Annotated in this window: 29 protein-coding genes and 1 tRNA gene; 11 read left to right on the top strand and 19 right to left on the bottom strand. The window is 60.1% G+C overall.

Going from position 1 to position 24,044, the window contains the following annotated elements; all coding sequences use genetic code 11:
* Positions 1-65 precede the first annotated feature (65 nt).
* The 4 genes from V3W27_RS09135 to V3W27_RS09120 all read left to right on the top strand — a co-directional run bounded on the left by V3W27_RS09135 (position 66) and on the right by V3W27_RS09120 (position 2,297).
* A complete protein-coding gene (locus tag V3W27_RS09135; RefSeq protein ID WP_330206425.1) occupies positions 66-752 on the top strand; it encodes a spermidine synthase in 687 nt (228 codons plus the stop codon).
* Between the two features lie 49 nt (positions 753-801).
* Positions 802-1,173 (top strand): YajD family HNH nuclease, encoded by a 372-nt coding sequence (locus tag V3W27_RS09130; protein WP_003222612.1) that lies wholly within the window; start codon positions 802-804, stop codon positions 1,171-1,173.
* Positions 1,174-1,365: 192 nt separating this feature from the next.
* A complete protein-coding gene (locus V3W27_RS09125) occupies positions 1,366-1,836 on the top strand; it encodes an RNA methyltransferase (protein ID WP_007911337.1) in 471 nt (156 codons plus the stop codon).
* 83 nt (positions 1,837-1,919) lie between these two features.
* Entirely contained in the window at positions 1,920-2,297 is a 378-nt protein-coding gene (locus tag V3W27_RS09120) for a YgaP family membrane protein (protein WP_047598116.1), read from the top strand.
* Positions 2,298-2,405: 108 nt separating this feature from the next.
* Here the strand turns inward: V3W27_RS09120 and V3W27_RS09115 are convergent, their stop codons facing one another.
* On the bottom strand, positions 2,406-3,635 hold the full coding sequence (locus tag V3W27_RS09115) for a hypothetical protein (protein WP_247267785.1): 1,230 nt from the start codon (positions 3,633-3,635) through the stop codon (positions 2,406-2,408).
* 36 nt (positions 3,636-3,671) lie between these two features.
* The gene (locus V3W27_RS09110) at positions 3,672-4,121 is read right to left on the bottom strand and encodes a YcgN family cysteine cluster protein (protein ID WP_098967686.1); all 450 of its coding nucleotides are present in this window, start codon (positions 4,119-4,121) and stop codon (positions 3,672-3,674) included.
* 165 nt (positions 4,122-4,286) lie between these two features.
* Between V3W27_RS09110 and V3W27_RS09105 the strand changes: the two genes are divergently transcribed.
* A complete protein-coding gene (locus V3W27_RS09105; RefSeq protein WP_330206424.1) occupies positions 4,287-4,880 on the top strand; it encodes a nitroreductase family protein in 594 nt (197 codons plus the stop codon).
* A gap of 124 nt (positions 4,881-5,004) precedes the next feature.
* Here V3W27_RS09105 and V3W27_RS09100 read toward each other — a convergent pair whose 3' ends face one another.
* The 3 genes from V3W27_RS09100 to rnd all read right to left on the bottom strand — a co-directional run bounded on the left by V3W27_RS09100 (position 5,005) and on the right by rnd (position 7,479).
* Positions 5,005-5,937 carry a D-2-hydroxyacid dehydrogenase gene (locus tag V3W27_RS09100; RefSeq protein ID WP_003222601.1) on the bottom strand — a complete coding sequence of 311 codons (933 nt, stop codon included), beginning with the start codon at positions 5,935-5,937 and terminating at the stop codon, positions 5,005-5,007.
* A gap of 118 nt (positions 5,938-6,055) precedes the next feature.
* On the bottom strand, positions 6,056-6,349 hold the full coding sequence (locus V3W27_RS09095; protein ID WP_097086697.1) for a YcgL domain-containing protein: 294 nt from the start codon (positions 6,347-6,349) through the stop codon (positions 6,056-6,058).
* Entirely contained in the window at positions 6,346-7,479 is a 1,134-nt protein-coding gene (gene rnd / locus V3W27_RS09090; protein WP_097086696.1) for a ribonuclease D, read from the bottom strand. The genes V3W27_RS09095 and rnd overlap by 4 nt, the downstream gene beginning before the upstream one ends.
* Positions 7,480-7,733: 254 nt before the next feature.
* Here rnd and V3W27_RS09085 point away from each other — a divergent pair, with 254 nt between their 5' ends.
* Positions 7,734-8,915: a cyanate transporter gene (locus V3W27_RS09085; RefSeq protein WP_330206423.1), complete on the top strand. Its 1,182-nt coding sequence runs from the start codon at positions 7,734-7,736 to the stop codon at positions 8,913-8,915.
* 200 nt (positions 8,916-9,115) lie between these two features.
* Positions 9,116-10,051 carry a LysR family transcriptional regulator gene (locus tag V3W27_RS09080; RefSeq protein ID WP_027614513.1) on the top strand — a complete coding sequence of 312 codons (936 nt, stop codon included), beginning with the start codon at positions 9,116-9,118 and terminating at the stop codon, positions 10,049-10,051.
* Positions 10,052-10,054: 3 nt separating this feature from the next.
* Here V3W27_RS09080 and V3W27_RS09075 read toward each other — a convergent pair whose 3' ends face one another.
* From V3W27_RS09075 to V3W27_RS09045, 7 genes are all read right to left on the bottom strand, one after another.
* On the bottom strand, positions 10,055-10,420 hold the full coding sequence (locus V3W27_RS09075; RefSeq protein ID WP_330206422.1) for a 5-carboxymethyl-2-hydroxymuconate Delta-isomerase: 366 nt from the start codon (positions 10,418-10,420) through the stop codon (positions 10,055-10,057).
* A 52-nt stretch (positions 10,421-10,472) separates the two neighbouring features.
* On the bottom strand, positions 10,473-11,681 hold the full coding sequence (locus tag V3W27_RS09070) for a low temperature requirement protein A (RefSeq protein ID WP_247267787.1): 1,209 nt from the start codon (positions 11,679-11,681) through the stop codon (positions 10,473-10,475).
* 176 nt (positions 11,682-11,857) lie between these two features.
* A complete protein-coding gene (locus tag V3W27_RS09065; protein ID WP_027614510.1) occupies positions 11,858-12,778 on the bottom strand; it encodes a LysR substrate-binding domain-containing protein in 921 nt (306 codons plus the stop codon).
* A gap of 81 nt (positions 12,779-12,859) precedes the next feature.
* Positions 12,860-14,965, bottom strand: coding sequence for a DUF6311 domain-containing protein (locus V3W27_RS09060; RefSeq protein WP_330206421.1), 2,106 nt, complete (start codon positions 14,963-14,965; stop codon positions 12,860-12,862).
* Complete coding sequence (locus V3W27_RS09055; protein WP_027614508.1) at positions 14,962-15,348, bottom strand: GtrA family protein; 387 nt, start codon at positions 15,346-15,348, stop codon at positions 14,962-14,964. Before V3W27_RS09055 ends, V3W27_RS09060 begins: the two co-directional genes overlap by 4 nt.
* The gene (locus V3W27_RS09050) at positions 15,345-16,055 is read right to left on the bottom strand and encodes a class I SAM-dependent methyltransferase (protein ID WP_210557897.1); all 711 of its coding nucleotides are present in this window, start codon (positions 16,053-16,055) and stop codon (positions 15,345-15,347) included. Before V3W27_RS09050 ends, V3W27_RS09055 begins: the two co-directional genes overlap by 4 nt.
* Positions 16,056-16,058: 3 nt before the next feature.
* Entirely contained in the window at positions 16,059-17,024 is a 966-nt protein-coding gene (locus V3W27_RS09045) for a glycosyltransferase family 2 protein (RefSeq protein ID WP_330206420.1), read from the bottom strand.
* A gap of 276 nt (positions 17,025-17,300) precedes the next feature.
* Here V3W27_RS09045 and V3W27_RS09040 point away from each other — a divergent pair, with 276 nt between their 5' ends.
* A complete protein-coding gene (locus V3W27_RS09040; protein ID WP_007963291.1) occupies positions 17,301-17,492 on the top strand; it encodes a YegP family protein in 192 nt (63 codons plus the stop codon).
* 138 nt (positions 17,493-17,630) lie between these two features.
* On the top strand, positions 17,631-17,837 hold the full coding sequence (locus tag V3W27_RS09035; protein WP_027614505.1) for a hypothetical protein: 207 nt from the start codon (positions 17,631-17,633) through the stop codon (positions 17,835-17,837).
* 128 nt (positions 17,838-17,965) lie between these two features.
* Here the strand turns inward: V3W27_RS09035 and V3W27_RS09030 are convergent, their stop codons facing one another.
* The 7 genes from V3W27_RS09030 to dapA all read right to left on the bottom strand — a co-directional run bounded on the left by V3W27_RS09030 (position 17,966) and on the right by dapA (position 22,589).
* Positions 17,966-18,298, bottom strand: a complete 333-nt coding sequence (locus V3W27_RS09030; RefSeq protein ID WP_027614504.1) for a type II toxin-antitoxin system HicB family antitoxin — start codon at positions 18,296-18,298, stop codon at positions 17,966-17,968.
* The gene (locus V3W27_RS09025) at positions 18,295-18,489 is read right to left on the bottom strand and encodes a type II toxin-antitoxin system HicA family toxin (RefSeq protein ID WP_330206419.1); all 195 of its coding nucleotides are present in this window, start codon (positions 18,487-18,489) and stop codon (positions 18,295-18,297) included. Before V3W27_RS09025 ends, V3W27_RS09030 begins: the two co-directional genes overlap by 4 nt.
* A gap of 406 nt (positions 18,490-18,895) precedes the next feature.
* A tRNA-Ser gene (locus V3W27_RS09020) sits at positions 18,896-18,985 on the bottom strand.
* 84 nt (positions 18,986-19,069) lie between these two features.
* Positions 19,070-19,783, bottom strand: coding sequence for a phosphoribosylaminoimidazolesuccinocarboxamide synthase (gene purC / locus V3W27_RS09015; protein ID WP_007963288.1), 714 nt, complete (start codon positions 19,781-19,783; stop codon positions 19,070-19,072).
* 28 nt (positions 19,784-19,811) lie between these two features.
* Positions 19,812-20,573 carry an MBL fold metallo-hydrolase gene (locus V3W27_RS09010; RefSeq protein ID WP_330206418.1) on the bottom strand — a complete coding sequence of 254 codons (762 nt, stop codon included), beginning with the start codon at positions 20,571-20,573 and terminating at the stop codon, positions 19,812-19,814.
* A gap of 4 nt (positions 20,574-20,577) precedes the next feature.
* Entirely contained in the window at positions 20,578-21,693 is a 1,116-nt protein-coding gene (gene bamC, locus V3W27_RS09005) for an outer membrane protein assembly factor BamC (protein WP_027614466.1), read from the bottom strand.
* A 17-nt stretch (positions 21,694-21,710) separates the two neighbouring features.
* Positions 21,711-22,589 carry a 4-hydroxy-tetrahydrodipicolinate synthase gene (dapA, locus tag V3W27_RS09000; RefSeq protein WP_330206417.1) on the bottom strand — a complete coding sequence of 293 codons (879 nt, stop codon included), beginning with the start codon at positions 22,587-22,589 and terminating at the stop codon, positions 21,711-21,713.
* 325 nt (positions 22,590-22,914) lie between these two features.
* On the opposite strand from dapA, the gene V3W27_RS08995 reads away from it, so the two are divergent.
* Positions 22,915-23,475 (top strand): glycine cleavage system protein R, encoded by a 561-nt coding sequence (locus tag V3W27_RS08995; RefSeq protein ID WP_007963284.1) that lies wholly within the window; start codon positions 22,915-22,917, stop codon positions 23,473-23,475.
* A gap of 10 nt (positions 23,476-23,485) precedes the next feature.
* Positions 23,486-23,959 (top strand): peroxiredoxin, encoded by a 474-nt coding sequence (locus tag V3W27_RS08990; protein WP_003222570.1) that lies wholly within the window; start codon positions 23,486-23,488, stop codon positions 23,957-23,959.
* Positions 23,960-24,044: the final 85 nt, after the last annotated feature.

Genomic DNA, 24,044 nt, shown 5'->3' with positions numbered 1-24,044 from the left:
GCCTTTAGTCTGCGCTCAGGCTACTCCCAACGGGCCTGCTTGCCTTCCCCCTTGTAGAGATTTCCATGAAACGTTTCGTTCTGCTCGACACCACGCCGATCCCTGACAACGGTGGCGCCCTGTGCCTGTTCGAGTATGGCGAGGATTTCGTCATCAAGATCCAGGGTGGCGACGGCGGGCAATTGATGAACACCCGCATGCACGGTTCGGAAGATGCGCTGGCCGAGATTCCTTGCCGCAAGGTGGCGGGCCGGCCGAATTCGCGGGTGCTGATTGGCGGTCTGGGCATGGGCTTCACGCTTGCCTCGGCGCTCAAGCATCTGGGCAAGAGCGCCGAAGTGGTGGTCGCCGAACTGGTGCCCGGCGTGGTCGAATGGAATCGCGGGCCGCTCGGTGAAAAGTCCGGGCGACCATTGCTTGATCCGCGCACGGTGATCCGTCAGGACGACGTGGCCAAGGTCCTGCAAAGCGAGCCGAACGGCTTCGACGCGATCATGCTCGACGTCGACAATGGTCCCGAAGGTTTGACGCAGCAGGCCAACAGCTGGCTGTACTCGGCCGCTGGTCTGAACGCCTGCGCCAAGGCGCTGCGCCCCAAGGGCGTGCTGGCGGTGTGGTCGGCCAGCGCTGACCGGCAGTTTTCCGACAAATTGAAGAAGGCCGGATTCAAGGCCGAAGAAGTCCAGGTCTTCGCCCACGGCAACAAGGGCACGCGCCACACGATCTGGATTGCCGAGAAGCTCAAGGGCTGAGCTAAACTCTGCACATAACCGTCATTAGTCTTTTTACAAAGGTGAACCCATGAGTTCGTCCACCCCGACCAACACGTCGAAGCTTGATCGCATCCTTGCCGACAACCAGCGCGACAAGGAAATGGGCTACCGCGACAAGGCCCTGAAAATGTACCCGCACGTCTGCGGCCGCTGCGCCCGTGAGTTTTCCGGCAAGCGCCTGAGCGAGTTGACCGTGCACCACCGCGACCACAACCACGACAACAACCCGCAGGACGGCTCGAACTGGGAGCTGTTGTGCCTGTACTGCCACGACAACGAACACTCGCGCTACACCGACCAGCAATATTTCGGCGACGGCTCGCTGAGCACGCCAAAAATCGCCAAGGCCACGCATAACCCGTTTGCTGCCCTCGCCGGGTTGATGAAAAAAGAAGACTGAAGATCTTCAGCGCCTGAACCGGCCCTTTCGCGAGCAGGCTCGCTCCCACATTTGATCGGTGGTGTACACAAAATCAATGTAGGAGCGAGCCTGCTCGCGAAGGCGGCCGGCCAGACACAACAGATCTCGAATCTGCCCGCCCTCCCCCAATCCCCGTATAATCGCCCTCTTTTTCCCGAAGGCACCCCGCTCGTGGCAGACAAACGTTACAGCTGCATTGGTTTGTACAACCCCAAATCACCGGAGAACGTCGGTTCGGTGATGCGCGCCGCAGGCTGTTACGGCGTGGCGTCGGTGTTCTACACCGGCAAGCGTTATGAACGCGCCGCCGATTTCGTCACCGATACCAAGCGCGTGCATTACGACATTCCGCTGATCGGCATCGACGACCTGAAAAAGATCCTCCCGCTCAACTGCGTCCCGGTCGCCGTGGAACTGGTCGAGGGCGCCCGCCCGCTGCCGGAATACACCCATCCAGATCGTGCGCTGTACATCTTCGGCCCGGAAGACGGCTCGCTGGATAAAGAGATCCGCGACTGGTGCGAAGACGTCGTGTACATCCCGACCACCGGCTGCATGAACCTCGCTGCCACGGTCAACGTCGTGCTCTACGACCGCATGGCCAAGGGCCTGAATACCCGCTCCGGGCCGAAATTCCGCTGAAACGTCGCACATTCGATGGAACGAGCCGGCCGCTGCGGCAGTCAGCTTATCTATCTATATGCACATTGCCTGGGAGACAGATCATGACCGAACTCAAACGCGTCCAACGTATCGATTCCACCCCGTTCCAGAGCCCGACCGAGCAGAACGTCCAGGGCTGGGAGCGCATCGGCTCCCTGGCCGGTGGCGTGATCATGGTCGGCAAAGGCCTGCGCCGTGGCGGCGTGTTCGGTCTGATTCAGGTGGCGATTGGCGGCGTGGCGATGGCCCGTGGCATCACCGGCCACAGCTCGGTGAAAAGCCTGCTGGAGAAAAGCCGTCAGGACATAAACAACGTGCGGGCGAAGATCGAGCGCGCCGGGGAAGAGCTGAGCCAGCTCAAGGCCAATGCCGAGGCGGCGACCAGCACCGCGACGGTGACTGGCAATGATTCGGTGAAATCGCCGAAGGCCGGGGTTTGAGCCTGAATTTTTGTTGAGGCTTCTGGCCTCTTCGCGAGCAAGCCCGCTCCCACATTGAAAGCTGGAATGCGATCAAAAGTGGGAGCGGGCTTGCTCGCGAAGGCGGTATTACTGAAGTAATGCGCTATCGAGGACTTTGGAAGACTCGCCCAGAACACTCTCGGCCAGTTGCACAAACTCCTTGGTACTCACCGTCCCCAGATGCATCGCCCCTCGCAACACGTCATCCAGCGAACGCTTGTTACGGGTCTTCAGGCGAATCTCGCGATCCAGTTCCTGCAAGACAATCACCGCTTTTGCAAGCTGCGCCGGGCTGATCTGTTCGCCGCGCAGGGACGTGACTTTCTGACTGTCCTTGGTCAACTTCGTCTGCAACGCCTGATAGCGTTCATCGCTCATGCCCCCGGCACGCCGCAGCAGTTCGATCGCGTAGTACTCGGCAAAGCCTTCGCTGATCCAGTCGCTGCGCTGCTCGTCATTGATGCGCCCGAACACCTGCGCCAGCTCACGCACCAGCGCACTGCTGCCACTCTCGCTGACCAGCGGCAGACGCGTGTTCAAGTAGATCGATTCATGTGCGCCCAGACTGCCGCGCCACATCGGGTCGTTGGCGCCGACGATCAGCAGTTTTTTCGGATGCCGGGGATAGACCGCTTGCACCTGCGGCCAGACGAACGTCAGCAAGGTCAGCACATCCATGCGACGCATGCCCTGCCCTTGCGGTGAGGCCACGGTGACTTCGGTTTCGCCCAGGCGCGTGCGACGGCTGCCAAGGTGACCGGCGAGCATCCAGCCGGTCGGGCGGTCGAACAGGCGTGACGGGTTGTCGATGCGGAATTTGTTCTTGCCGATGCGCGGCCAGGCGGTTTCAACGCTTTGCCAGCCATTGGGCAATTCGAATTGCAGACGCGACACCAGCTCGACGCCATCCTGCTGATCGAGCCTGGCCGGCGGCACCAGATCATCGCCGCGCAGCAGCGCCCAGCTCGGGGTCATGCGCGTATCGAAACTGCCGCTCTTGCGACCGTGGCTGATGCGTACGCGGTAGGTCAGACTGGGATTGTCGCCGATCGGGCGCCAGAGGCCCCGGGTCTGTTTGCCCGGGGTCAGTTGCCATTGGCCGTCGGCCTTGAAGTCGCTGTAGTGGCTGCCGTCGCCGAGGTCGAAATCGAGACTGCGCACCGCTTCGCCTTTGGCCAGGGTCAGGCGCACTTCGGCCTGATCGCTTTGCGGCAACAGGCGTACGTGGTAATCGAGGTCGACTTTTTTCGCCGCCCACACTGGTGCGCTTAGCGCCAGCAGGCCGATCAGCGATGCCCGCAGCAATCCCCCAGCCATACACACTCCTTGTTGAATCCTGGAAACCCTTGGTGCTTAACCGGCGCGGAAAATCAGGTGATCTTCCCAGTCGTCCTCCGGCACGCTGCCTTCGGCGAGCATGCGCCCGGACTGGGAAATCCGTTCGTGGTGCACGGCGTCACGATCGCCGCACACCAGGTGGTGCCACAGCGGCAGATCCTTGCCTTCGCTGACCAGACGATAACCGCAAGTCGGCGGCAGCCATTTGAATTCTTCGGCCTGGCCAGGAGTGAGCTGGATACAGTCCGGGACAAACTTGATGCGATTCGGGTAGTCGCTGCACTGGCAGGTTTTCAGGTCCAGCAGTTTGCAGGCGATGCGCGTGTAATAGACGCTGTTGTCTTCTTCATCTTCGAGTTTCTGCAGGCAGCACAGACCGCAGCCGTCGCACAGCGATTCCCATTCCTCGTGATCCAGTTGCTCGAGGGTTTTGCGTTTCCAGAACGGTTCGACTATGGCGGCCATGGTTCAAGCATCAACATCAGGTGGTGAAAAGGCCGCCAGTCTAGTGCCCAAGGCCTTGCGGGCCAAGCGCTGGCGACTGTCGGTAAATCGCGCTTGTCAGCCGAATCGCCGCCCAGTAGGGTTTTGCCACGAATTCATGACTCAAACACAGCAAGGAATCTTTCGATGAGTGCCAACCCTCGCGTCGCCGATTACGCCATTCACCCGCAGTTCACCGACCGCTGGTCGCCCCGCGCCTTCACCGGCGAAGCGATCCCGGAAGAAACCCTGCTGAGCTTTTTCGAAGCCGCACGCTGGGCGCCGTCGGCCTACAACTCGCAGCCATGGCGCTTTCTGTATGCGCGCCGTGACACGCCGAACTGGGAACGCTTCCTGGGTCTGCTGAATGAATTCAACCGCAGCTGGGCGCAACACGCTTCGGCGCTGGTGATCGTGATTTCGAAAACCACCTTCACCGCACCCGGTGCCAGCGAAGAGTCCCCGGCGCTGTGGCACACCTTCGACACCGGCTCGGCCTGGGGCCACCTGGCGCTGCAAGCGAGCATCAGCGGCTGGCACACCCACGGCATGGCCGGTTTCGATCAGGAGCTGGCCCGCAAGGAGCTGAACATCCCTGAAGGTTATGCACTGCACGCAGCGGTCGCGATCGGCAAGCTGGGTGACAAGGCGACCCTGGCCGAGTACTTGCAGGCCCGTGAGGTGCCGAGCCCGCGTCGCCCGCTGAGCGAGCTGGCCGCAGAAGGCAACTTCACCCTCTAAGCCACAACGCAAAAACCACTGTAGGAGTGAGCCTGCTCGCGATGGCGTAGTGTCAGACAACATCAATGTCGACTGACACACCCTCATCGCGAGCAGGCTCACTCCTACAGGTATCGCGGTGGATTTAATATCCGCGGTTGAAATCCACTTCCCCGCGCAACGCTTCTCCCGCCTGATACGCCTTCAGGTTCTCGACAAACAACTGCACCATCAACGCCGGCGACGTTGGTGCCGAGCTGTGCCCGGTCAGCAGCAGGCCCCAGGCGGTCCAGAACGGATGGCGTTGCGGCAACGGCTCCTGACGGCAGACGTCGATCACCGCGCCCGCCAGATGCCCTTCCTTCAGGGCTTCCACCAGATCCGCATCAACCACTGCCACGCCGCGCCCGACGTTGATGAACAACCCGGTCGGCTTGAATTGCTTGAACAGCGCCGCGTCGTAAATGTCGTGGGTGTGCTCGGTATTCGGCAGCAGATTGACCACGTAATCGACCGCGCCCACCAGCCGTGGCAGATCCGCCATCGAGCCGACTTCGACGAACGGCGCCTGCTCGCGCGCACTGCTGGCGATGCCGTACAGCTCGACGCCAAACGGCAGCAGAAACTGCGCCACGCTCTGGCCGATATCGCCGGTGCCAACGATCAACACCTTGCGCCCGACCAGACTCTGGCCGGTGCGGTTGTCCCACTTGCGCTCGACCTGGCTGACCAGGCGCGCCAGCACTTCACGCTCGTGGCCAAGCATGTAGGTCAGCACGTATTCGGCCATCACCTGACCGAAGATCCCCACCGCGCGGGTCAGGCGGTAATCGCGGCGCAAGCCGTCGGCGAGCAGCGGCGTGATGCCGGCCCAGGTCGATTGCAGCCATTGCGGCTGATGGCCCTGACGCAGCAGGGTCGCCAGCAGATCCGGCTGCCCCAGCCACACCGGGCAATCGGCCGCCTGACGGGCCAGTTCGGCAGAGTCGCCACTGGTCAGTACTTCAAGTTCGGGGGCCGCCTGACGCAACAGCCGGGCGTACACCGCGTGGTCGTGTTCAGCAATCAGAACGCGCATCTTCAAACCTTTCGCAAACCGTGCAGGCAACCGCCGAAGGAGTCGCGCTCCTTCGTGGCGGTCGTCGCCGTAAAATCAGTTCCAGGGTGGCAAGAGGCCCAGAACAGGGCCTCGCAGATCAGACCGGGTCGTTGCGTCGCAGCAATTCTTCGGGCAGGTGTTCGATGTACTCGTCCTCGGCCGGCGGCATCTGCAGGTGATAGCCCTGCTTGTCGAGGTTTTCCAGGACCACGACGATGTCCTCGCTGGCCAGCTTGCGCTCAGGCGACAGCACCAGATCGAAGGCATGTTTCGGCTTGCCGAACGCCAGCATCAGGGGTTCCGGCACACGCTCCAGAGCATCGCTCTTGAGCACATAAAGGTACATTCCGCTTCGCTTGGAGCTTTGATAAATGGAGCAAATACGTTTCAAGGCTGTTCTCCGGCGGTGGCCAGGCTGTCGAGCAGCTTCTGGCCCATGAGTTCGCGGCGCCAGCCACGCAGCGACTCAGGCAATTGATAAGGACCCTCGGGGAAGCCGCTTTTGACCAGCGCTTCGAGGGTTTTCTTGCGCAGCATCAGTTCCGGCGCGATGCCCAGGCGTTCGGCTTCGACCTGGCCGAGGGCGCGCAGTTGCTTGATCAGCGCCGCCGCTTCGACCGGCAATGGTTCCGGCACCGCCGGCGGCCATTGATCAGGCCCCACACTGCCAGAGCGCTTGATCAGATCAAGCAGAAATTGGCCGTCCTGACGCACGGTACGCGGGTGCATGTCTTCGATCTTGCCCAGCGCGGCGAGGTTGTCCGGTTGCGTGCGGGCCAGCGGCCACAGCGAATGTTCACGGACGATGCGGTTGCGCGGCAGATCACGGGCACGCGCTTCTTTTTCACGCCAGGCGCACAACTCACGCAGCACAGCCAGTTGCGCACGGGACAGTTTCCACGCCAGTTTGGCTTCGCGATAGACCTCGTACGGATCGGTCTCGCGGCGCAGGTTGGCGACCAGTTCGGCGCCGTCCTCCAGCACCCAGGCGAATTTGTCGTCGGACAGCTTCGGCCGCAGCTGTACGAAAACTTCCGCCAGATGCACTGCGTCTTCAGCGGCATAGCTGATTTGTGTGTCGGAAAGTGGACGCTGCAACCAGTCGGAACGGGTTTCGCCCTTCGGCAACTCAATGCCCAGCACTTCCTGCACCAGCCGCGAATAGCCCATCGAGAACCCGAGGTTCAGGTAGGCCGCCGCCAGTTGCGTGTCGAACAACGGCGCCGGCAGGCTGCCGGTCAGACGCAGCAGCACTTCGAGGTCTTCGCTGCAGGCGTGCAGGACTTTGAGCACCGCCGGGTTTTCCAGCAACGCCGCCAGCGGTTGCCAGGCGTCGATGCTCAGCGGATCGATCAGGTAGGCGCGTTTGCCGTCGCCGACCTGCAGTAAACCGGCAATCGGGTAGAAGGTGTCGACCCGCATGAATTCGGTGTCGAGGGCAACGAACGGCAGTTGCTGCCACTCGGCGCAAAACTGCGCGAGGCTTTCGTTGTCGCGAATCCAGTGAATATCGATGGCCACACGGCTCTCCCTTGAAGAATGGCGCGCAGTATATATCGCCGCCGGCGTTTTACGCGCCTGCGCTGGGCCAGAGCTGTAACGAAATGTCCTGCCAGAAAGAAAGAATAGTCTTACAGCGTGATCAGCAAGAGGAATCCGAACCTCCCCATGTAGGAGAGCCATATTTAATTTTTAAATAATGCTCGGGAAATCTGATTTGCCGATTAGTACGCTGCGCCGCCTAATCGACAGCCTCCGCAATCCAGAGTCTGCCGATGGAACACGTCCGCGCCCCCGCTCGCCCCGCTGCCTGGCTGATGTTCGGGATCATTCTCGTCGCACTCAATCTGCGCCCATCCATGGCCGCCGTCGGGCCGTTGCTGTCGGCAATTCGTGGCGATATCCCGCTGAGTTTCAGCGTGGCTTCGCTGCTGACCATGCTGCCGGTGGTGGCGATGGGGCTGGCGATGTTTTTCGGTATCGGCATCAGCCGGCGCCTGGGCGAGCAACGCACGGTGATCTTGTCATTGTCGATCATCGGTCTGGCGACGCTGTCGCGGCTGGTGCTCGATTCGGCACCGCAGTTGATTGGCAGCGCGGTGCTGGCCGGGATGGGTATCGCCCTGATTCAGGCGCTGATGCCGGTGCTGATCAAGTCACGCTTCCCCGACCATGTGGCGCTGTGCATGGGCCTGTATGTCACATCGATCATGGGCGGCGCCGCGCTGGCCGCCTCATTTTCGCCGCTGGTGCTGGGGCAGACCGGCAGCTGGCGCATCGGCTTGGCGATCTGGGCGGCACTTTCCTTGCTCGCGTTGCTGGTCTGGTGGACACAGTCGATCCCGTCATCCCTCCAGATCACGCCTGTAGGAAAAGAGTCCTTCACGCGTAATTCCCGCGCCTGGCTGCTCGCCATCTTCTTCGGCCTCGGCACGGCGTCCTACACCTGCGTACTCGCGTGGCTGGCGCCGTACTACGTGGAGCAAGGCTGGAGCGAACAGCAGGCCGGGCTGCTGCTGGGTTTTCTGACCGCCATGGAGGTGATTTCCGGGCTGCTGACGCCGGCCATCGCCAATCGCAGCCGTGATCGCCGTACCGTCCTCGCAGCGTTGCTGTTGCTGATCATCGGCGGCTTCTGCGGATTGATCCTCAGCCCGCAACACCTGAGCCTGCTGTGGCCGTGCCTGTTGGGGCTGGGGATTGGCGGCTTGTTTCCGATGAGTTTGATCGTCTCCCTCGATCACCTCGACAACCCGCAGCGCGCCGGCAGCCTGACCGCGTTCGTGCAAGGCATCGGCTACCTGATCGCCGGGCTTTCGCCACTGCTGGCCGGAATCATCCGCGACCGGCTCGGCAGCTTTGAATGGGCCTGGTGGTCGCTGACCGCAGTGATGGTGGTGATGCTGCTGATAGTGCTGCGCTTTGACCCTCGGCTGTACGCCCGGCACATCCGTTGAAGCCGAATGCCGCCGCCGGGCTAGAGGCCTCTTGCCATCTTTTTGCGGTTTATTTGCCGACGTCGTGTTGCTAAAAGTTTCTGTCCCACTGGCGACATTGAAACGTCCTACAGGGCTTTGTCCTGGCACCATCGTTCCGCTACGATCATGCGCACACGTTTGCGCGGATTCAGCGCAAGGAGCACAGCGGGACGGAACGGATGCTGAACAGTAACTTGCTTCGAAAGCTCGACATGCAGGACCTCATGGTGTTTATCGCCGTGTATGAGCAAAGCAGCGTCACGGATGTCTCGGAGACGCTGTGCGTCAGCCAGTCCACTGTCAGCTATTGCCTGAAAAAATTGCGCACCAGTTTTGAAGACGAGTTGTTCATCAACACCCGCACGGGCATGCGTCCCACCTACAAGGCCGGCACCATGTACGGCCATGTGCAGAAGATCCTCGAAAGCATCAACCTGTGCCACGCCGGCGCCCCGGCCTTCGATCCGACCCGGCAAGCGGTGACCTTCAATATCTGTGCCCCGGAATACTTCGAGCAACTGGTGCTGCCACGGCTGTTGAAGCGTTTCGACTTCGACGATTTGCCGGTGGTGGTCAACATGCACAAGTTCGAGACCGATGTGCCCGCCGACGAACTGCGCGACGGCAGCCTCGACCTGGTGATCTGTTTCGGCCCCAACTTCCACCGCAGCCACACCGACCTTAAATCGCGGATGCTGCTGGAGGACGATCTGGTCTGTGTCTTCGACAAACGTGCCACGCCGCTGGAACCGCGCCTGAGCCTGCAGGCCTTCACTGAGCGGCGCCATGTGTTCCCGACGCCGTGGACTTCCACCACCAACATGGTCGATGGCTGGCTGGCGCGTCAGGCGCAGAAACGGCAGATCGTCGCGCGTTCCAACAGCTACAGCGCGGCATTGAAGATGATCACCGGCACCGACTTCATCCTCACCCTGCCCCGGCGCATCCAGCGCCTGCTGACCAACGACGCGGTGTTCAATCACTGCGAGGCGCCGAACGGCCTGCCGGGGTTTACCCTCGACATGCAATGGAGCCAGAACGCCGATCAGGACAGCGCCAACGTCTGGCTGCGCGAGCAGGTGATCAAGGTGTGCAGTGAGCTGGAAGCGGCCTGAGTCCTAAATGCCGATGGCGGTCTTGGTGTAGGAATCGCGGTCGATATCGAGCAACTCCACACACAACTGCACTTCGACCCCGGCCGGCCATTCGCACAGATCCTGCAACACCGCCAGCAGGCTGTCCGAGAGCTGCTTCTTGATCTGCGGCGAACGACCGCTGAGCAGCGCCAGCTTCACATGGATGAAAGCACGCTCACCCAAGCCGGTACCGACCTTGAAGGTCTCGACCTTCACCGCCCGGCTTTTGATATCAAACTCCGCAGCGAACTGACCGGAACCCACCAGGGCGTTGTTGAGCCGGATCAACGCCACATCAGCGTTCAACTGCGGCAGGTTGGCGGTGTATTCCATGTGCAGGTGTGGCATGGGGTGCTCCAGTCAATCGGCAGAAAGGTTGTACATATACCACAGCGCTGGCCTACTCTCCTGCGGGTTTTTCCGAGGTTATCGAGGCCGACGTCTGACGCAATGCCAGGCTTTCCCACAGCGCCACCAGCACCACGATCGCCGTGGTCAGCGCCCCGAGCATCAGCGCCGAAAACCAGTGGTTCAACGCCAGCGGCAGCGCCAGCGTAAGCATCACAAGCCCCGCCAAATGCGACAACGGCGGCAGCGGTCGGTCGGACATGACCCACTTGAACAGCGCATTGCCCAACAGAAACAGCCATGGACCGCCCACGATCACCAGGATCCCGGCGTCACTGGCGTGATCCGGATGCACCAGCACCAGTTCGTCGGCCACCGCACTGACAATCACCCCGGCAACAATCAGCACGTGCAGGTAGGTGTAGGCGATGCGCGCCTGGCGCCCGGGATCGCTCGAATGCGCGATGCGGTGATGCGCGCGCTCGGCGCCGCTGTCGAAGTACACCCACCACATGCCGATGCTGCCCAGCACCGCCACCAGAAACGCCATGACTCCGGTGGCGTTCAGCGTCAGTTCGGCGAACGTCGCGCCGGTGACCAGCAACGATTCGCCCAGGGCGATGATCACGAACAGCGCGCAGCGCTCGGCCATGTGATTGCCTTCGACGTTCCAGTCGTTCAACGACGAACGCCCCAGCCCCGGCACCCAGAAATACAGCGAAGGCGAGATCAGCTCGATCAGCAGCGCCAGCGCCCAACACAGCAGACGTTGTTGCCCGTCAAGAAAGGCTCCGACGATCCAGAACACGCCGGAGCACATCAACCACGCCAGAATTCGCTGGAAGTTACGGGTCATGCTCAGCGATTCGCCACGCACCGCCCAGATCGCAAACAACGTGCGCCCGACCTGCATGAACACGAACGCCGAGGCAAACATCAGCCCGCGCTCGGTGAAAGCCCTGGGGATCGAGGACGACAGCAACAGACCGGCGATCATCAGCCCGAACAGGCCGAGACGGATCGGCAATTTTTCCGGGTCGAGCCAGTTGGTGATCCACGAAGTGAAAATCCACACCCACCACACCGCGACCATCAACAGCGCCACCTGCACCGCGCCCAGGATCGACAAATGCGCGAGCAACGAATGCGAGAGCTGAGTCACGGCAAACACGAACACCAGATCGAAAAACAACTCGACCATGCCGACCTTGCCACTGTCGAGACTGCCGCGCCCACGCAGCAACGATCGGGAAATGCTCATCGGGACAGGCCTCCGCCAAGGTTACTGCCATTGAGCAAAGCAGCCCGACCAGACGAACGCAAACCCTTGTAGGAGTGAGCCTGCTCGCGAAAGCGCTGCGTCAGAGAACATTGATGTGACTGACACACCCTCATCGCGAGCAGGCTCACTCCTACAGGGGAGATTTGTGGTGGGATTCAGGGCGCGGTCAGTGGCCGCTCACTCATGAACGCCTCAAGCCGCGAACGCAGCCAGCGCTCGGCCGGGTCGCTGTCGACGTGGCTGAGCCAGACCATCGACAGATCCAGCATCGGCGTCTTGAACGGAAACGGTTCCTTGAACAGCAGCCCGGAGGCAGCCATGGCTTCGGCGGTGTAGTCCGGCAGGCTGGCGATCAGGTCGGTGCCGGCCAGCAATGCCGGCAGCGCACTGTATTGCGGCACCGACAACACCACATGCCGGGTGCGGCCGATTTCCGCCAGCCACTCATCGGCATAGCCGCTGATGTTGGCGGTGTGCGACACCAGTACGTGTGGGCGCGAACAGTATTCATCGAGAGTCAGCGGCGAATCCGAGGCGTCGGCGCGCAGGATGCTTGGCTGGATATGCCGCAGCAGTTTGCGCTTGGCATTGGCCGGCAGGCCCCGGGTCTGGCTGATGCCGACGGTGATGTCGCCGGCGGCCAGCAGGTCGGGGATCCGCCAGTAGTCGACGTGTTGCACCACGAATACCACGCTCGGTGCTTCCTGACGCAGCGCCCGCAGCAACGGTGGCAGCAGGCCGAACTCGACGTCATCGGACAGGCCGATGCGGAACGTCATGTTGCTCACGGCCGGGTCGAAATCGTGAGTCAGGCTCAGCGCCACCGACAGCGAGTCAAGGGCCGGCGACAGGTACTTGAACAGCTCTTCGGCCCGGGCAGTCGGCTCCATGCGATGGCCGACGCGAATGAACAGCGGATCGTTGAACATCGCGCGCAAGCGATTGAGCGCCGAACTGATGGTCGGCTGGCCGAGAAACAGCTTCTCCGCCGCCCGGGTCACGTTGCGTTCGAGCATCAAGGTCTCGAACACCACCATCAGATTGATGTCGGCCTTGCGTAATTCATTTCGATTCATCCATTGCCCCTACTCCCCGGTCTGCGGGCAGTTTAGAAAGGCCCATGGACAGCGTCTATGGGCGAAAGGAACAACACCGGCTCAATTCACCGTCAACGCCTGTATCCCGATCGCCAGCTTGCGCATGTCCTTGCCCATGCCCAACTCCCCCGGGCTGATAGCGTTGGCGTATTTGAAACGAATATTCAGTACACCTTGTTGCTCGACACGCTGCTGCACTTCGACCGGCAACTCGACATTCAGGCGATTCGCTTCAGACTTGACCAGCCGGGTGGACAGCACGCGTACATCGTTGACGAAAATTTCCACTGCTTGCTCGGTGTGTGAAGGGGCCAGTAACGCAGTGGTTTCCAGCAAGAACGAGTGCACCCGAGCAGTCGGTCGCAGGGCAATTTGCGACTCACTGCCCTCGGACCAGGTGCCCCACGGTTCATTGTTCGACCACCCTTTACCGAGGAAAAACGTCGCCAGACTGCTGGGATTGAACACGACTCTCTCGCCCGACTTGAGTGGCGGGATCAGCGTCAATGGGTCCGGGGCCGATATCGGCAGGCAGTCGGCGCAACGCTTCCAGCCCGGCGCCAACACGTTCAACCCGTCAATTCTGGCGAGCACATCGGTGTCGCGATTCACGGTCAGAGCTGCTTCCAGCACAGTACGGTTACTGAACACGTACAGGGTATCGGCTGCATAGTTTCCAGAACTGACCATTCGATCCGACACCGCTTGAGCGGCTTCAGTGGCAACCGTACTGACGCGCCCAAGGTAGACCGCGTTGGTCGGCAAGTGATGGCGACCCGAGTAGTCGGCCAGGGTCATCCACTGTTCCGGATAATTCTCCGGGCGCAGCCAGCGCACTGCCTGATAACGCTTCGCCGCCTGCTCCCAGAACGGGTCGACCAATGGCGTCTTCCATGTGGGCGACGGCGTGGCCATGAATAAACCGCGCGACACCGCCCAACCGGCGCGCGTGTCTGCCACCTGAACCACCAGCGCCACACTCAGCAGCATCAACGCCACGCGCGAGGAGTGCCCGCGAATCACCACATAAAGGATCGCAAAAATGGCCATGTACATGAGCGGCCAGATCATTCGCCCCGAGCCACGAAAAATCGTGGCCACGGCAACCACCGCATCCGGCAGCGGAATCCTGAATTCGAATGGCCCCACGCCAATATTGTTGGAAACGGCGAATATCGCCAGCCCTGCCAGCGCGAGCAAAACCAACGGGTAACGGCGAGCCTTGGCTCCCAGGTCAGTCGTCCCTTGCAGCACCGGCACCAAGGCAAAGATCCCCAGGCAGATCACGCCCAGGCCCAGAAATGCGAACCCGTCGCCGTCGCCCAGTACACCCGGCATGTCCTGCAAGGTATAGGACCAGACACCCGCATCGAAAAAGGTCAGCACATTCGCCCGGAACAGGCCATACCCCATCAACGCCAGACCGCTGTCGCCTATGCTGAAATAACCCGCCTGCCAGCAGCAGACACTGACCAGCAGAAACAGACCGATCAACTCGATCAAGGCCTTACCCGGCGTCTGGCGCCGCTGAAGGGTTTTGGCGGCAAGGTCGGCAAGCCAGATCAACGCAACCATCGCCAGCAAATAAGCGTGCACCAGCGCAGCCGCCGCCAGCAGCGCGCCCCAGGCGAGGCGGCGTTTCGGCGTAAAGGGGCGCAATGCCAGATATAACCCTGCCAGCAACAGAAAATGCCCAGCCAGGGACAGATGTACGCTCATGCGGACGATCATCGCCGGAATGAACAAAAACATTCCTGCACCAAGCAAACGCAACGCCACGTCGCGACTGAACAGGCCAATCAGCTTCCAGGCAAACCAGCTCTGCAGAATGAAACACGTCAGTAGCCACAACCCGAAATACTGGAAGGGTTCAGGCAACAGGGCTGAGAACGGTTTGAAGATAAAAGCGAACAACGGATTGGAATCCGAGAAAATTATCCCGTTACCCAACTCCAGCCCATAGCTCGGGTTAAGCCCCAGTGGAAACGTCCAGGGCGAATGACGAAAAAAAAACCAACCCTGATAGTGCGTGGCGGGGTCGCCGTCGCCCAGCCATGCAATGTTCATCGGGTTCAAGGCACGTGGGCCGACCACAATGAAAAACGCCAGAATTCCCAAGAGCACGGGCAGCAGCGCAGTCGCCCGATGTGTTGCGGAGAGCTTCATCGATACGTCCAGAAGTTGTGCAAGACAAACGTGAATGCCGGAATCGTCAGCGCCACCGCGACAATGCCCAACAGATAATTCAACCCGGCCACCTGCGCGGCCCAGGCGACAAACATCGCCAAGAGAAAACCGCACGCCGATACCGATAAAAATCGCAGCAATGTTCTGCCGTGCAGTCGGGCGGAGAAACTCCAGGTGGTGTTGATCACGTAAGACACCACCGTCGCCACGGCAAACGCCACACCGTTGGCCAGCGGCGGTTGCGGCGCAACGAAATTGATGAACAGCACAGCCACCAGCGCATGCAGCGCGGTGACGAACAGACCGGTCACGGCAAAGCGCAGACCGCGCTGGATCAGCGTTTTCCTTTCAACTGAAGTCACGGTTTTTGCGCCAGCACGAACACGCTCAGCCCGGCCAGACGGTTGTGGCTCATCAGCGGCAACTCGAGGCTGCACAACGTCTTGAGCACGCCGTTGACCAAGGGATGATGGCGTTTGAGCTGAGACTGCGGCGCTGCGGCCTGCGGCCCTTTGGGCAGCAAACGCAACGCCGCCGCGATCGGAAACACCGCGCCGAAATAGTAGGCACCACGCTGCACGCTCAAACCGGCATCACGGGCCAGGGTTTCAAACTGCGGCAGGGTGTAGCGGCGCTTGTGTTCGAGGAAGTCGTCGTGACCGCTCCACAGGAACTGAAACGCCGGCACGGTCATCAGGAAACGGCTGCCGGACGGCACCTTGTCAACGTAAGCCTTGAGCAGACCAAGGTCATCGTCGACATGCTCCAGCACATCCATGAGCAGCACCAGATCGGCGTCGATGGCGTCGATATCGCGGCGGTAATGCACCGGTTTGCCGGCGGTGGTCGCATCGGAATCGGCGGGGTAACTGATGTCGACGCACCACGCCTCTTGCGCCGCGGTTTGGGTCAATAAATGGTGCGAGAAAAACCCGGAACCGGCGCCCACGTCGAGAATCCGCGTGATCGGTACATCACCGAGCAGACGACGAGTCGCCGCCGCTTTGGAGCAGTAATACCAATGCTCACCGATGCTGTCGCCGAGGATATCGGTTTCCTTGAGATCCATGTTTCAGTCCTTGGGGTCGTAGACGCGACGCACCAGAAAAACCGGCCGGCGTTTGGATTCGATATAAGTGCGGCCGAGGTACTCGCCGAGTACGCCGATGCCAATCAATTGCAGGCCACCGAGGAACGTCACGGCCACCATCAGCGAGGCATAACCGGGCATGTCGACGCCGTGGATCAGCGTGCGCAACACGATAAAAATGGCAAAGGCAAAGGACACCAGCGACACCGCGGCGCCGATGTAAGTCCAGATCCGCAACGGTTCGGTACTGAAACTGGTGATGCCTTCCAGGGCAAAATTCCACAGCCGCCAGCCGTTGAATTTGCTCTGCCCCGCCACGCGCTCGGGCCGCTCGTAATCAACGTGGGTAGTCCGAAAACCGACCCAGGCGAACAGGCCCTTCATGAAGCGCCGGGACTCGGGCAAAGTCAGCAAGGCATCGACTACACAACGGTCCATCAGGCGGAAATCGCCGACGTTTTCCGGCAGCGCTTGCTCGGCGATCTTGTTATGCAGGCGGTAGAACCAATGCGCCGACGTCTGCTTGGCCCAGGTGTCGCTGCGGCGGCTGACGCGATGACCGAGCACCACTTCATAGCCCTCGCGCCATCGCTCGATCATTTGCAGAATGACTTCGGGTGGGTCCTGCAGATCGGCATCGATAGGCACCACAATCTGCCCGGTGGCGATTTGCAATCCCGCAGACAACGCCGCCTCTTTGCCGAAGTTACGGCTCAGATCGACGATGCGCAGCCGCGAGTCGTGCCGCTGACGATCCAACAGCCGCTCAAGTGTGGCATCAGTGCTACCGTCATTGATGAACACCAGCTCCAAAGTAATTGAGGCTTGGTGCTGGAAGACTTCATCGATGCGCAGAATGAACGCGTCGAGACTGTCCTCCTCGTTAAAAACCGGGACAACCAGCGATAACGTGACCCGTGTGGCCTGTGCCGTTCCATGCTCAGTCAATGGAGTGCTCTTTTTATAGTGTTTGTCGGTCGTCGAAGCATTTTCAACGCCATGAGCCGTCCCGTATTAAGCAGTAGCGTCGATAGCCTTGCAAGGTGCAAAGGGCGACATTCTGGCCAATCCAGACGCCGATGCGTGCGCTCTAGCCCGCACTCTTCAGAAACATCTGCCAACGATTGGAAACAAATACCCGATAGCGAAAAAAACTCGCTCCGCTAGGCTTGCGACGATGCGCCACACAGGTTGTCGCAAACACCATCGCAAGGAGCGAACTGAATGTATTTCGAGATCTACAGGCAATCCCGAGGCACCCCGAGCACCGGCAAAGGCCAATGGCGCTGGAGACTGCGGGCGGGGAACCACGAGACGATTGCCAGTGGCGAGTCGTATGTGAACAAGGCCGATTGTTTACACGTGATCGAGTTGATCAAGGGTGTGCAGGGGGAGACGCCGGTGAAGGAAATCTGATGGCGCCGCGTCCTACAGCCTCTTCCTTTTTCGTCTGAAGCACTGGCAAAGCACTTTTGCGCCCCTACGCTGTTCAGCGTACGGGGCCATCCAGCCCTGTTTCGCCAAATGATGTTCAAACTCAAAAGGAGCCGCACCATGGCTAGAGACAAAGCGAAAGACGACAAGCACTTCAACTGCACCCAAACACACGAAGCCGACTACGTCGCCAGCCTCTATCCGCACGCCAAGGACGAAGTGAAAACCTTCCTGGCCTCGGCTTGCAAGGACAACACGCTGCGCAACTCGACGCACAAGGAAGTGTATGACCTGATCAAACAGAAGCTCGGGCATCCGCAGCCGTGAGTGGCTGAGGCGGGTGCTCGGTAAAACTCGCAGATACAAAAAAGCCCCGTAGCTTCTCAGCTACGGGGCTATTTGCTCTGCTCGGGAACGACGTACATAAGATCTTGTAGTTCCACATCAGAATAAAGCTAGGCATGGGCCTCTCGGTCAAGAACATCCGCAACCCACTGATTAATGCTTTTTTGAGCCAATTGCGCTTTTACGGCAACAGTCGCATGAAGAGCTGGCGCCAAACGCAGACTGAGATTGCCCGAATAAGGCCTTTGCGGGGCACGACCCAGTTTTGCGCAAGTCTCCAGATAGTCAGTAACAGCCTCTTCGAATGCTGACCGAAGCTCTTTCACAGATTCGCCATGAAAACCTACTACGTCCTTGATCCCAGCGATATGACCAACAAAAAGACCATCTTCATCACTGTATTCAATTCGGGCTGCATACCCGTTGTAATTCATCACGTTCATGGAGTGACTCCTGCTTGTTCAAGAAAAGCCCGAGCATCACGAACCTGATAGGGCTTTGCTTCTTTATCCGGGTGAGGTCGGTGGAACGTAGCAACCACACCTCTTAATTCAAACCGAACTCGCGAACTATTGCCTTCCACGGGTCTGGCCCCGACCGCATTGAACAGAGACTCGATGCGCGCCCATTCCAACGTGGCGGGTGTGGGTCGTGAAAATATAGCTGCGAGCGTACCGAGTTATTTGTTGTTCATAGTATTACACTATGATACCGCGCAGGAAAAATTGACAATCGCGATTCATATCGCTGATCCATGAAGCGCCCCCTTGAACAAGCGGACAACGCCACCCTCCAAGCTTGAAAACGGCGTCTTTTTATCCGAATCCGGTCAATATTGGGCACATAGGTCAGGATAAGGAGTGATTTGAAATAGAGCTGTAGGTAGACTCCGAGAGTTACGTACGAACCGGCATCAATCGAGTCACATCCGATTATCGAGTTTTCAATCTCGGGTTCCGGCGACAGGATTTGCTGATTACTCAAGCGAGCAGAAACAAAAAAGCCCCGTAGCTTCTCAGCTACGGGGCTTTTTCTATATATGGCGGAGAGATAGGGATTCGAACCCTAGGTACCGGTGAAGGTACAACGGATTTCGAATCCGTCCCATTCGGCCACTCTGGCATCTCTCCAACGGCGCGCATCATAACAACACTTCTGCCGAAAGCAAACCCTCTTTCGAAAATTTTCTTCGTGCTATCAGATGCTTGCGTCGATTAAAGCGGTACACCCAGACGATTGGCGACTTCTTCGTAGGCTTCGATGACGTCACCGAGGCCCTGGCGGAAGCGGTCTTTGTCCATCTTCTTCTTGGTGTCCTTGTCCCACAGGCGGCAGCCGTCCGGGCTGAACTCGTCGCCGAGGACGATCGAGCCGTCGCTGAACACGCCGAATTCAAGCTTGAAGTCCACCAGCAGCAGGCCTGCGTCGTCGAACAGTTTGCTCAGGACTTCGTTGACCTTGAGCGACAGTTCTTTCATGCGTGCCAGTTGCTCGGCGGTGCCCCAGCCGAATGCCACGACGTGGGATTCATTGATGAACGGATCGCCCTTGGCGTCGTCCTTGAGGAACAGTTCGAAGGTGTACGGGTTGAGCTTCATGCCCTCTTCGACGCCCAGACGTTTTACCAGGCTGCCGGCGGCGTAGTTACGCACGACGCACTCGACCGGGATCATGTCCAGCTTCTTCACCAGGCACTCGTTGTCGCCCAGCAGTTTGTCGAATTGGGTCGGAATGCCGGCCGCTTCGAGTTTCTGCATGATGAAGGCGTTGAACTTGTTGTTCACCATGCCTTTGCGGTCGAGCTGCTCGATGCGCTTGCCGTCGAACGCCGAGGTGTCGTTGCGAAACAGCAGGATCAAACGGTCAGCGTCGTCGGTCTTGTAAACCGATTTGGCTTTGCCGCGGTAGAGTTCTTCACGTTTTTCCATGATGGGCTCCGCTTGCTAAGTAGATGGGCTAGGCGATATGGCGCCAGTCGAGCCCTGAATCTTGATCGGCCAGTTGCAGCCAGTCCGGGTCGCACCCGAGGGTGTCGACGAAACATTGCCGGGCCAGCTGCGGCAGGTTGTTCTTGCTGCTCAGGTGGGCGAGAACCAGATGCTGCAAGCCCTGCCACCCCAACTCGGCCACCAGGAATGCCGCCTGATGGTTGTTCAAATGTCCCAGCTCGCCGCCCACCCGTTGCTTGAGAAAGTACGGATAGTGACCACGGGCCAGCATGTCGCGGCAATGGTTGGACTCGATCATCAACGCATCGAGATCCCGATAGCCGTCCAGCACCCGCTCGCAATAGGAACCCAGGTCGGTCAGCAGGCCGAAGCGCCGCCGCTCGTTATCACTGAATACATACTGGGTCGGCTCCTGCGCATCATGGGCCACGGCAATGACCCCGATGTTCAGTGCGCCGATCTGCAGCTGCTCGCCGCCGGCCAGAAAGCTTGCGGGTTCGATCGGTTTGCGCATCCCGCGCAGTGTGCCGCGACTGAGGTAGACCGGCAGATTGTAGCGCCGAGACAGCAAACCCACGCCATGCACGTGGTCGGCATGTTCGTGGGTTACGAGTATCGCGCTCAGTTGCGCCGGGTGAACCCCCAGACGCAACAGGCGTTTTTCGGTTTCCCGCAGGGAAAAACCACAATCCACCAGCACATAGGTATCAGCGCTGGCGATCAGCGTGCCGTTCCCTTGGCTACCGCTGCCGAGAACGGCAAAGCGCATGTGATCAGCCCAGGTTGTCCTGAATCACGCTCAACACTTTGCGCGCCACATCGGCCGGCGCAACGGTATTGATGTTCTTCTCTACGGTCACCTGAACGTTTTCACCGACCTTGCTCAGGCGAACCTGATAACGCTCGGCGCGGGCTTCAACTTCTTCCTTGGTCGGCGCACTGCCGAACAGGCTGCTGAAGAAACCAGGCTTGTCGTCTTTCTTCTCGGCTTTTTCGGCCAGGTTGATGTAGTACAGGCCCAGGCTGCGGTTGATGTCTTCAACGCGCCACTGACCTTGCTCCAGCGCACGACCGACGCTCGACCAGGCACGATCCAGGTCAGGACCGACGTTCAGCACCGGGTTGCCGCTGCCGTCTTCGCTGAGGCTGACACGGCTCGGGGTATCGAAGTCACGCGAAGCCAGCATCGACACCGAACCACCCTTCTCGGAGATCCGGCTCATGCTCGCGAGCATGTCGTCGACCAGCGCTGCGTCCAGGCCTGTGTTGACCGAACGGTTGGTGAAATCGACGTCGGCGGTGCTGCCGGCAGGACGCTCGGCGCTGACCACGTAGATTTCACTGGTGTTGCGCTGCACGCCTGGCTCGATACGCACCCGCACGCGGGTTTCGCTGTCGGCACCGACACCGGCGGCGCTCAGGCGCTTGGCCATGGCGGCGGACAGTTCGTCGGAATGCTGCCAGGTGGTGGTGAATTCGCCGGTTTGCGGACGCTGTTCATCCAGCCGGAAACCATTGTCCTGGAAGAACTGTACCGCCACTGGCCAGACTTCGGCCGGAGGGTGCTGGGCCACGACCCAACGCGAGTCACCGCTCTTCTGCAGCGAGTAGTCGGTCGCCTCGGCAACCGCCGTCAGCGGTTGCGGGCGCGGTACCACGTATTCGCCCTTCGCCGTGTCATCAGCCACGTTGCGCGGGATCGGCAACAGCGGATCCAGACGCTTGGAGGTGCTGACATTCGGTGGCAGTTGCATCGGTGCAGTCTGTTGCGCTTCCAGGTAATCGCTACCACGGTCACGGAAATAACCTTCCGGGCCCCAGACCCATCCGCAGCCACTGGTGCTGGAGATAATCAAGGCAAGTGCGGAAAGTCCGGCCATTCGCTTCATGCGTTGTACTTCCTCAATTAAACCAGGACGCTGCACTGGCGCAGGGCCGTGCGAAGCGTTTCATGACAAGGAGCGCTCAGCCAGGTCAACGGCAGGCGGATGCCTTCGTGCATCAGGCCCATTTCAACCAAAGCCCACTTCACCGGAATCGGGTTGGCTTCGATGAACAGGTCCTTGTGCAGCGGCATCAATTTTTCGTTGATCGCCCGTGCGGTCTCGGCGTCGCCTTTCAGCGCGGCCTCGCACAGGTCGGCCATTTCGCGCGGGGCGACGTTGGCCGTTACGGAGATGTTGCCTTTGCCGCCCAGCAGGATCAGCTCGACCGCGGTCGGATCATCGCCGGACAGCACGATGAAGTCGTTGCTCACGCCGTCGATGATGGCTTTGGCGCGTTTCAGGTCGCCGGTGGCTTCCTTGATGCCGATGATGTTCGGCACGGTGGACAGGCGAATCACGGTCTCGGCCTGCATGTCGCAGGAGGTGCGGCCGGGAACGTTGTAGAGAATCTGTGGAATGTCGACGGCTTCGGCAATGTGCTTGAAGTGCTGGTACAGGCCTTCCTGGGTCGGCTTGTTGTAGTACGGAACTACCAGCAGGCAGGCGTCGGCGCCGGCTTCCTTGGCGTTGCGGGTCAGCTCGACGGCTTCGCGGGTCGAGTTGGCGCCGGTACCGGCGATCACCGGAATGCGCCCGGCTACCTGTTTGACCACGGCTTTGATGACGGCGATGTGTTCTTCTACATCAAGGGTCGCCGACTCGCCGGTAGTACCGACCGCGACAATGGCATGGGTGCCGTTCTTGAGATGGAAGTCCACGAGTTTGCTGAGGCTGTCCCAGTCAAGACGCCCTTGTGCATCCATGGGAGTGACCAGTGCCACCATACTGCCCGCAATCATGAAACCGCTCCTGCCGGAAAAAGAGAGCGGTAATGGTACTGGCGCCAAGATGCTTGCACAAGCGAAGTACTGCGCCGCCATTCCCCTTGGCGTCGGTTTTCGCTACCCTTCAGACTTTGATCGGTACAGATCAGCTTGTACGCCGGGTTCCAGCCTCCCCTTTCGGCCTCCCAGGCCCCGTTCCAGTGTCGCTGCTGCACGCTCCGCCTTTATTGGAGCGAATTGCGAGCCACGGCCCGGGGCTTTCTGAACGGGCACGCGCAGACGCTTCCCGACGGCCAACGCCCATCGACCTACCGACCGCTCATCGCTTTAGGAATGCTGCATGTCCACCCCCACAGTTCGCGAACAATTCCTTGTCATCAGTGCCCTTGGCGCCAACCCCATGGAGCTGACTAACGTCCTGTGCCGCGCCAGCCATGAAAATCGCTGCGCCGTCGTCACCTCCCGCCTGACTCGCCATGGCGAATGCAGCGCCCTGGTGCTGGAAATCTCCGGCAGCTGGGATGCGCTGGCCCGCCTCGAAGGCAGTCTGCCGACCCTGGCCAAGCGCCACGCATTTACCGTCAACGTGGTGCGCAGTGCGGCCCTGGAAAATCGTCCACAGGCCCTGCCGTACGTGGCTTATGTCAGTTCGGCGTATCGCCCGGACATCATCAATGAGCTGTGCCAGTTCTTCATGGATCACAACGTCGAGCTGGAAAACCTGACCTGCGATACCTATCAGGCCCCGCAGACCGGCGGCACCATGCTCAACGCCACGTTCACCGTAACGCTGCCGGCCGGCACCCAGATCAGCTGGCTGCGCGACCAGTTCCTGGATTTCGCCGACGCGATGAACCTGGATGCGCTGATCGAACCTTGGCGCCCACAAAACCCAATGTAAGGAAGCTTTCATGGCCGTTGTCATCGACCAACCGGTTGCGGATTTCGAAGCACCTGCCACCAGCGGGCAGACCGTCAGCTTGTCCGCCCTGAAGGGCAAGCAAGTGGTGATCTACTTCTATCCGAAGGACAGCACCCCCGGCTGCACCACCGAAGGCCAGGGTTTTCGTGACCAGTACGCGGCGTTCCAAGCCGCTAATACCGAGATTTTCGGTATCTCCCGCGACAGCCTGAAGTCTCACGAGAACTTCAAGTGCAAGCAGGAATTTCCGTTCGAGCTGATCAGCGACAAGGACGAAGCCGTCTGCCAGCTGTTCGACGTGATCAAGTTGAAGAAACTGTATGGCAAGGAATATCTGGGCGTTGATCGCAGCACGTTCCTGATCGACAAGAATGGCGTGCTGCGCCAGGAATGGCGCGGCGTGAAAGTGCCGGGACATGTGGATGCTGTGCTGGCTGCGGCTCAGGCCTTGAATAAAGCCTGATATTTCTGCGTCGTTTTCACTGACGCCCTCGCGAGCAAGCCCGCTCCCACATCTGGAATGCATTTCAAATGTGGGAGCGGGCTTG

This window comes from Pseudomonas sp. AM14(2022) (assembly GCF_036346455.1).
GTDB classification, from domain to species: Bacteria; Pseudomonadota; Gammaproteobacteria; order Pseudomonadales; family Pseudomonadaceae; genus Aquipseudomonas; species Aquipseudomonas putida_A.
This window is presented reverse-complemented; position numbering and strand designations above follow the sequence as displayed.